The sequence below is a fragment of the Acidisoma silvae genome (assembly GCF_020618775.1).
Lineage (GTDB): Bacteria > Pseudomonadota > Alphaproteobacteria > Acetobacterales > Acetobacteraceae > Acidisoma > Acidisoma silvae.
This window is the reverse complement of the sequence record NZ_JAESVB010000045.1, coordinates 1-6,776: the sequence shown is the minus strand read 5'-3', so window position 1 is coordinate 6,776 and position 6,776 is coordinate 1. Positions and strand designations below refer to the sequence as shown.

General features: G+C 58.6%; 6 protein-coding genes. 4 read left to right on the top strand and 2 right to left on the bottom strand.

The genetic code is table 11. The features are described from left to right. Positions 1-276 precede the first annotated feature (276 nt). Positions 277-840 carry a DUF1643 domain-containing protein gene (locus ASILVAE211_RS26635; protein WP_227324167.1) on the top strand — a complete coding sequence of 188 codons (564 nt, stop codon included), beginning with the start codon at positions 277-279 and terminating at the stop codon, positions 838-840. A gap of 156 nt (positions 841-996) precedes the next feature. Here ASILVAE211_RS26635 and ASILVAE211_RS25430 read toward each other — a convergent pair whose 3' ends face one another. Next, complete coding sequence (locus tag ASILVAE211_RS25430; RefSeq protein WP_227324166.1) at positions 997-1,239, bottom strand: transposase; 243 nt, start codon at positions 1,237-1,239, stop codon at positions 997-999. Positions 1,240-1,461: 222 nt separating this feature from the next. After that, positions 1,462-3,492, bottom strand: coding sequence for a N,N-dimethylformamidase beta subunit family domain-containing protein (locus ASILVAE211_RS25425; protein ID WP_227324165.1), 2,031 nt, complete (start codon positions 3,490-3,492; stop codon positions 1,462-1,464). 161 nt (positions 3,493-3,653) lie between these two features. Between ASILVAE211_RS25425 and ASILVAE211_RS25420 the strand changes: the two genes are divergently transcribed. Genes ASILVAE211_RS25420 through ASILVAE211_RS25410 form a run of 3 tightly spaced genes read left to right on the top strand, consistent with a single transcriptional unit; the run spans position 3,654 to position 6,235 of the window. After that, entirely contained in the window at positions 3,654-4,619 is a 966-nt protein-coding gene (locus ASILVAE211_RS25420) for an ABC transporter substrate-binding protein (RefSeq protein WP_227324164.1), read from the top strand. 21 nt (positions 4,620-4,640) lie between these two features. Next, complete coding sequence (locus tag ASILVAE211_RS25415) at positions 4,641-5,462, top strand: ABC transporter permease (protein WP_227324163.1); 822 nt, start codon at positions 4,641-4,643, stop codon at positions 5,460-5,462. Continuing rightward, positions 5,459-6,235: an ABC transporter ATP-binding protein gene (locus ASILVAE211_RS25410; protein WP_227324162.1), complete on the top strand. Its 777-nt coding sequence runs from the start codon at positions 5,459-5,461 to the stop codon at positions 6,233-6,235. The genes ASILVAE211_RS25415 and ASILVAE211_RS25410 overlap by 4 nt, the downstream gene beginning before the upstream one ends. The last annotated feature ends 541 nt before the right edge of the window (positions 6,236-6,776 follow it).

Sequence of the window (6,776 nt, the reverse complement as noted above, 5' to 3'; positions counted from 1 at the left end):
ATGGCACCCAAATTCTGTTCGCGGGGCTGGAGCAAAAACCATTTTGAACGCACTAAGCAGAATTTAGGCAAGCCTAGACTTGGGGTAATCTTTGATGGCCTGGAATTGCGTGTCAGGAGCGCTAGACCAGCCCTCAAATGCCTCACGCATTTTAGTGGCGCGGCGTATGGCGACTCCAGCGCTAGCCGCGAGATAGCGGACAGATAACAGGCAACGCGATCACCATTTCACTTTGCCTCCTTTCCATGCCTGCCCACTCAGGATAATGGCAAAACCGTGAGCCCATCCTTGCCTTCGCCCCCGAATATAATTCACTCACCCGGCGGGAAAATAAGTATTCCTCTGCCTGCCCATGTTCTTGGCCGCGCCAAATTCAGTAAGTGCGGCCGCTACCGGCAAGCGCTTTGGCGGACGTGGGGCCAGACAGGCCGCTACGCGCTCTTCATCGGTATGAACCCATCAACCGCATCGCATCTGATCGATGATCCTACCTGTCTCCGCGAGTGGAAGCGAGCCGAGCGAATGGGCCTATGCGGGTATGCCAAGGCGAACATTCTTGATGTTCGGATAACGGACTCGAAAATATTGCACCAGCTCGATTATCCTCCCGTAAGTAGAGCCAATCTTCCGACAATCCTGAAGCTCGCCTCAAAGGCTGACATTGTCATCGCGTGCTGGGGACGTCTCCACTCGTCGTTGGCCCATCATGCCGAGCGTGTTGAGATGTCGCTCAGGGACGCCGGATACACGCTCTATTGCCTCGGTCAAAACGGCGACGGCTCTCCGAAGCATCCGCTTTATCTACGCGCTGACGCGGGGTTGGTGGAATATATTCGGTAAATTTCAATTAAGATCTATAGATTCAGACCGGCTAAAAAACTGTGCATATTTGAGATAGCGCCGCTAAAACGTAATAATCGCTCGCGTGAGCAGTTTTGGGTGCCAAAGGCGTATGAAGGTTTCCGAGGAATGAAACCGCGATGAGCTTGCATCGGCCTAAGGGGAATTGAGCTTTTGAACATCGGATGCTTTTCCTACCGGACGATCCTCAGATAGGAGTGCGGCGACGCGAAGGTCACGGGTGTGCGTCAGGCTGAACTGGTGGATGCCCCCGGCGAGGGAGCCGTAGCGACGGATGCGGTGGAACTCGCTCGGCAGGTGGTGGATCAGGAAGCGACGAATGAACTCGTCCGTGCCAAGCGTCACGACGACCGGGTCAGGGCCTCGGTTCCTCTGCATGAATCGTGCAAGCAAAAGGCACAGATTTCAGAATTTACTGAATATGAAAATATCTTTGCTTGCTGACAGTTTACTCAGCGGCCTTCTCTAAACGGCACCCTCGACCAGACAGAACATTCTAAAAACAAAGAATCGTCGCGATCCTGTGGCACGGGGCAGACGTTTTATGTGGATGGGCCCAGATCTCAGCACCCTGCGCGCAAGCAGAATATGTCTGATTTATCAGCTTTCAGATGAAGCAATTCTTTTTAGCACGTTAGCTGTGATTTGTCCGACGGCTGTCACGCCGTCGGCACTGCGTAAGGCGCCGCACCAGGCGACGGAACCGGCAGCGAAGACTAAGCCGCCGTGCGGAGTGCGTCTGATCGCCATTTCAGCAACGCGCGCCCTGTCGCGGTCCGCAGGTGTGGGAAAGAACTCGTTCGGATCGGTCGCGTAGCTGGCGTCGAAATCACTGGCCAAGGCCAGAACCACGGTATCGGGATGGGTACCCAGTGCGGCATCTGTGCGGTCCACCTCATAGCCGGCAGCGCCGCCGAGAACGCTGCCGGTCTCGCCGAAGCAAGGCTCGTTCACTCCGTCGAAAACCCAGTCATAGCTCTGCGTCTCCGCCGCCACGCGGCGCCGGTAAGGCCGCGCGGGACCAAAGCCCATCATCGTCATGCCGGTACCGGTGACAGAAAATTCCGATCGTCCACGCTCGCGCCAAAGGCCGCCGATCTCCCCCGTCAGCGAAAGCGTGCTTTCGCCAGGCTGGCCATCCCAGGTTCGCGCTCCCAGGCCCTGGCCGCGCCGGATCTCCATCAGACCGTCTTGTATGGCCGAGACCCACATGAGACCGTTACCGCCGAGATAGGCGAGAGAGCCGCCGCCATTGATGAAGGTGCGCAGACCGTTCTGCATCGGCGTCGTCCAGTATTCCGGATGGCTGCCGGTAAAGACGCCGCGATAAGGGGAGAGCGCGGCCGCGCCCTGGGCATGCAGATCGTGGTCGGTCACCAGATCGAAGGCGAGCCCCATTGTTCGGCAGAAGCGCAGCAATTGCAGGTCCACGGGCAAAAGATGCGGGCTGCCTGAAAGTGGGTAGAGATGATCGTCGCGCAGCGTTGCCTTGACCCTTCGACTGAAAGTCAGGCTGACGCCGCTGCCGTCGCTATGGCGATCATAGAGGCTGAGCAGGCCGTTATCCTGCACGAAGCGATTGCCGCGATCCTCGCAAAGCCAGGGAAATAGCGCCTGCGGCAGGTTTTCGTCCGCATAGGCGAGATAGGTGAGGGTAGGAACAAGGAAGACGAGCGCCGCTTGCGGTTTGGCCGTGCGCACGAAGAAGGGGATGCGCTCCGTGCCGTACGCAGTGGCAACTTCCACGGCATAGATGCCGGGCATTGCTTGTTCAGGCGCGCGAAGATGGTGTGTTACCGGCCAATCGAGCGGCGCCATATCATCGTCATGGCAATGCAAAGCGTCGTACTGTGCGGGTTCCAGCCGCGGATCATGGATGGTGCCATCCCAACGAGATGACGCCATGGCAAAGCTTGGCTGGTTGTGGATGATGAGCGCGGGCCAGTCGCCGTCCAGCGGCGCCAGCGTTGCGACCGGTGGCCCGGACGGGAAATGCCATTCCGCCTGCAACTGGCCATCGAGGGCGAGCGTCGGGCGGGCGAAGCGGGCATTGGTCGTCACTTCAGTTTCGTCTCCACCCAGGCATAGACGAGAGGCTCGCCAATCGCTGTCTGGGGGCAAAGCGAGGGCGATATAGCGCTCACCCTGATTGATCTCCACGCGGGTGCCGTCCAGTCCGACTATAAGGGTGATCCGCATCCACCGGCCGGACCAAGGCGTTTGGTCGCTCCGTGCCTCCGATCGGCCGTCTTGCAGGACAATGCCATCGGGAAGGAGCCGCACGCAGAGCGTGCCAAGCTGCAGCAGCACGCGCGGTGTCGGATTGCGGGTCAGCAGGCATTCGACGTTACACCCCAGATGCCGCGCGGCGCGCAGCTTCTCCTCAGGAAGCGGGATCTCGATCCAAGAGCCCTGGCGCAGTTCACCGACGCTGATTGGTGCGGCAGGCGACAGCTCCCAACCCATGGCCGGCAGCGGGGTTTCCGTCACGTCCAGATGCACGATGCGCAGGTGGGGTGCGGCATCGTCTGACGAGAGATGAAGCGCCGCTGCTGCACCGCCCAGCAGGCTCCAAGGTTCCACAAAACCGGCCGCAGGCATTGCTTGGTGATTGACGCGTCTTTTTGCCATTTCGCTTCATCCGCGCTGCTTGAGAAGACAGGATAATGTCTATTCATATCATTGACAGAGGGTGCGATTAAGGCTTGCATCCAGTCTAGATTGAGACGGACCAACCTCGGCGGAGGATGGCCGATCATCATGATGGGAGAGGTCGCATGGTAAGGACTCGGATGGCAAAGGCGGCCGGTCTGACGGCGCTTCTCGGCTTGACGCTCGGCCTCGCGCAGGCGCAAGCTGCCGACGGCAAGCCCTTGCGGATGGGCACCGAACCTTGGCTTGGCTATGGGCAATGGGATGTCGCCGCCACGAAGGGCATCTTCGCCGCCCACGGGCTGAACGACGTTAGGATCGTCAACTTCACGGAAGACAAGGACCTCAACGCGGCGCTGGCGAGCGGCCAGCTCGACGTCGCCAATGTTGCGACCCATACGGCAATGGTGATGGCGGCCTCAGGCCTGCCCATCAAGGTCGTCATGCTGCTGGATTTCAGCCTCAAAGCGGATGCTATTCTCGCAGATAAGAACATCGCCTCCATCGCCGCTCTCAAGGGCAAGAAGGTCGCTTTCGAGCAAGGCACGACGAGCGATATCCTGCTCAACTACGCCCTTCATGCCAGTGGCATGACGATATCGGACGTGACTGTGGTGCCGATGCCGGCGGCTGATGCCGGCACCGCATTGATAGCTGGTCGCGTGCCGGTCGCTGTGACCTACGAACCGTATATCAGTGCCGCTCTTGCCCATGGACCTGACGTGAAAGTCCTCTACACGGCGGGTACCGATCCGGGATTGATCAGCGACGTTCTTGTAGTGCGGGATGATGTTATCAAATCCCGTCCTAATGCGGTGAAGGCGCTGGTCGCGTCCTGGGGCGCCGCGCTTGCGGATTACAAGGCGAATACAACGGCCGACCGAGCCATCATCGCCAAGGCCGTTGGCGATACACCGGCCGATCTCGCGACCGCCTTCGATGGCGTGCGGTATTACTCGCTGGCCGAGAACAATGATGCCCTCACTGGGGATTTCGCGCATAAGACCTTTGCTGACGTGAAGGCGGCGGCTAAGGATGCGGGCCTGCCAACGGACGGCGTATCGGCCGATACGCTGATCGATGCGCAGTTTGTTAAGGCGCCCTAACGATTACGAAAAGCCTCGCCCATGCCTGATCTGAACAGACGGCGTGCGCGCCGTTGGAACCTTTTCCAAATCGGCGCGGAGCTGGATCGTAAGCTCCGCGTCATTATTGGTATTTCCGTCTTCCTCGTTCTAGGCCTGATCTGGTGGGGAACGACCGCGACCGGGTTGGTGCAGCCACTGTTCCTGCCCGCGCCGGGCGTTGTCTGGCAGCGCATGCTGGCGCTCGCGTTGGACGGCACGCTCTGGCAGGATTCCATCATCAGCTTTTACCGCATCGCCATCGGCTTTACGCTTGCCTCCGCGATGGCCATTCCGGTTGGTATCCTGATCGGCAGTTTTCGTGTCTGGGAAGCCGCGCTGGAACCTCTGGTCGATTTCGTGCGCTATATGCCGGTGGTCGCTTTCGTGCCGCTGACCATTCTATGGTCCGGCACCGGAGACTGGCAGAAATTCCTTATCATCTGGATAGGCACCTTCTTTCAGGAAGTGCTGATGGTGATGGATAACGTAAAGCGCGTGCCGGCCGACTACATCGGCCTTGGCCGCACCCTCGGGCTGCCTGAGCGTCGCATCCTATGGCGCATCGTGCTGCCTTCGGCATTGCCGGGGATCTGGGATACGCTGCGCATCAGCATCGGCTGGGCTTGGACCTGGCTGGTTCTCGCCGAACTTGTGGCGGCGACCTCCGGCCTCGGTTACCGGATCACCGTCTCGCAGCGGTTTTTCCAAACTCAGACCATTATCGGCTACATTCTGCTTCTTGGCATTTTCGGGCTGATCACCGATCAGGTGATGAAGGCGATGGAAAAGTTGCTGTTTCGCTATCTTAGCGTTTCGCGATGAGCGGTGTTCCGAAACTCGAAATTACAGGTCTCGGCAAAACCTTTGGCAGCGGGCGTTCTGCAACTGTCGCCCTGAGAGATATCAACCTCACCCTGGGTGACAATGAATTCGTCTCGCTCGTTGGGACGTCCGGTTGCGGCAAGAGCACAATCCTTTCCATCGTCGCCGGGCTGCAGGACTATGACGATGGCAAGGTGTTGGTGGACGGCATGCCGGTGGAAGGGCCGGGGCTGGACCGCGGCGTGGTCTTTCAATCCTATACGCTGCTGCCCTGGCTTACGGCGCGGCAGAATGTCGAATTCGCGCTGAAGGCGGCTGGGCATAAAAAGCGCGACTGCCGCGACCTGGCAGACGAGCATCTGAAACTCGTCAACCTAACGTCCTTCGCCGATTCCTATCCGAGCCAGCTCTCGGGGGGTATGAAGCAGCGGGTGGCGATTGCGCGGGCGCTGTCTTACCGGCCGAAGATGCTGCTGATGGATGAACCTTTCGGCGCTCTGGACGCGCTGACCCGACATCAGATGCAGGAATTGCTGACGCGTATCTGGGAGGAACACCGGCTTACCGTGCTCTTCGTCACCCATGACGTCGAAGAGGCTGTCTATATCTCCGACCGCATCGTCGTGATGGGCATGTCACCAGGTTATATCAAGCAGAGTTTCGACGTTGACCTGCCTAGGCCACGCCATCAGCGGATGATTGGTTCGGACGAGTTCGTCGCCGTACAGAGGGGCGTAATGGCTGCGATACGTGGCGAAAGCGAACCCGCTTGAAAGGCACTTCACCAGCCTGCGCACTGGCTGTCAGCTTGTGAGCAATCATTGGCGCATGACAGAATTTCGTTAAGCTAACTTATTGCGTTTTGATCCGTTGCTGACTGCACAATCGATTTTTTTTGACTCACGGTTTTCTCTTGGCTGTTCGTGACCCGCGGCCGAAACTCGTTGGCTGTTTGCACTTCTTATCCCACAGTTAGGCGAAGCAAGACGGCCGCCGCTTGGGCATCAACGCGTCACGATGGGTGGCTGCGAGATGGGCATACCGGTATTTTCCAACGGCCGCGCCAAGCTCGACACGCCAACGGTCCGACTATTCGGCAAGGTGTGACACCGCAAACTAGCAGGTTACATTGTTTACATTTTAACATAACAAACATTCTGCGGTGTTAGTATGTTAACGCCCGATAGAATTGTCCGCATTGAGCCGGATAAAAATGTCCTTCTTCCCCCACGGCTTTGGTCCGGTTCGATTGGGGGTTGGCATGGGTTTGGTGCTGATGAACGAGCGCGATCTGCATCGTGTTGGGGTTTTGGC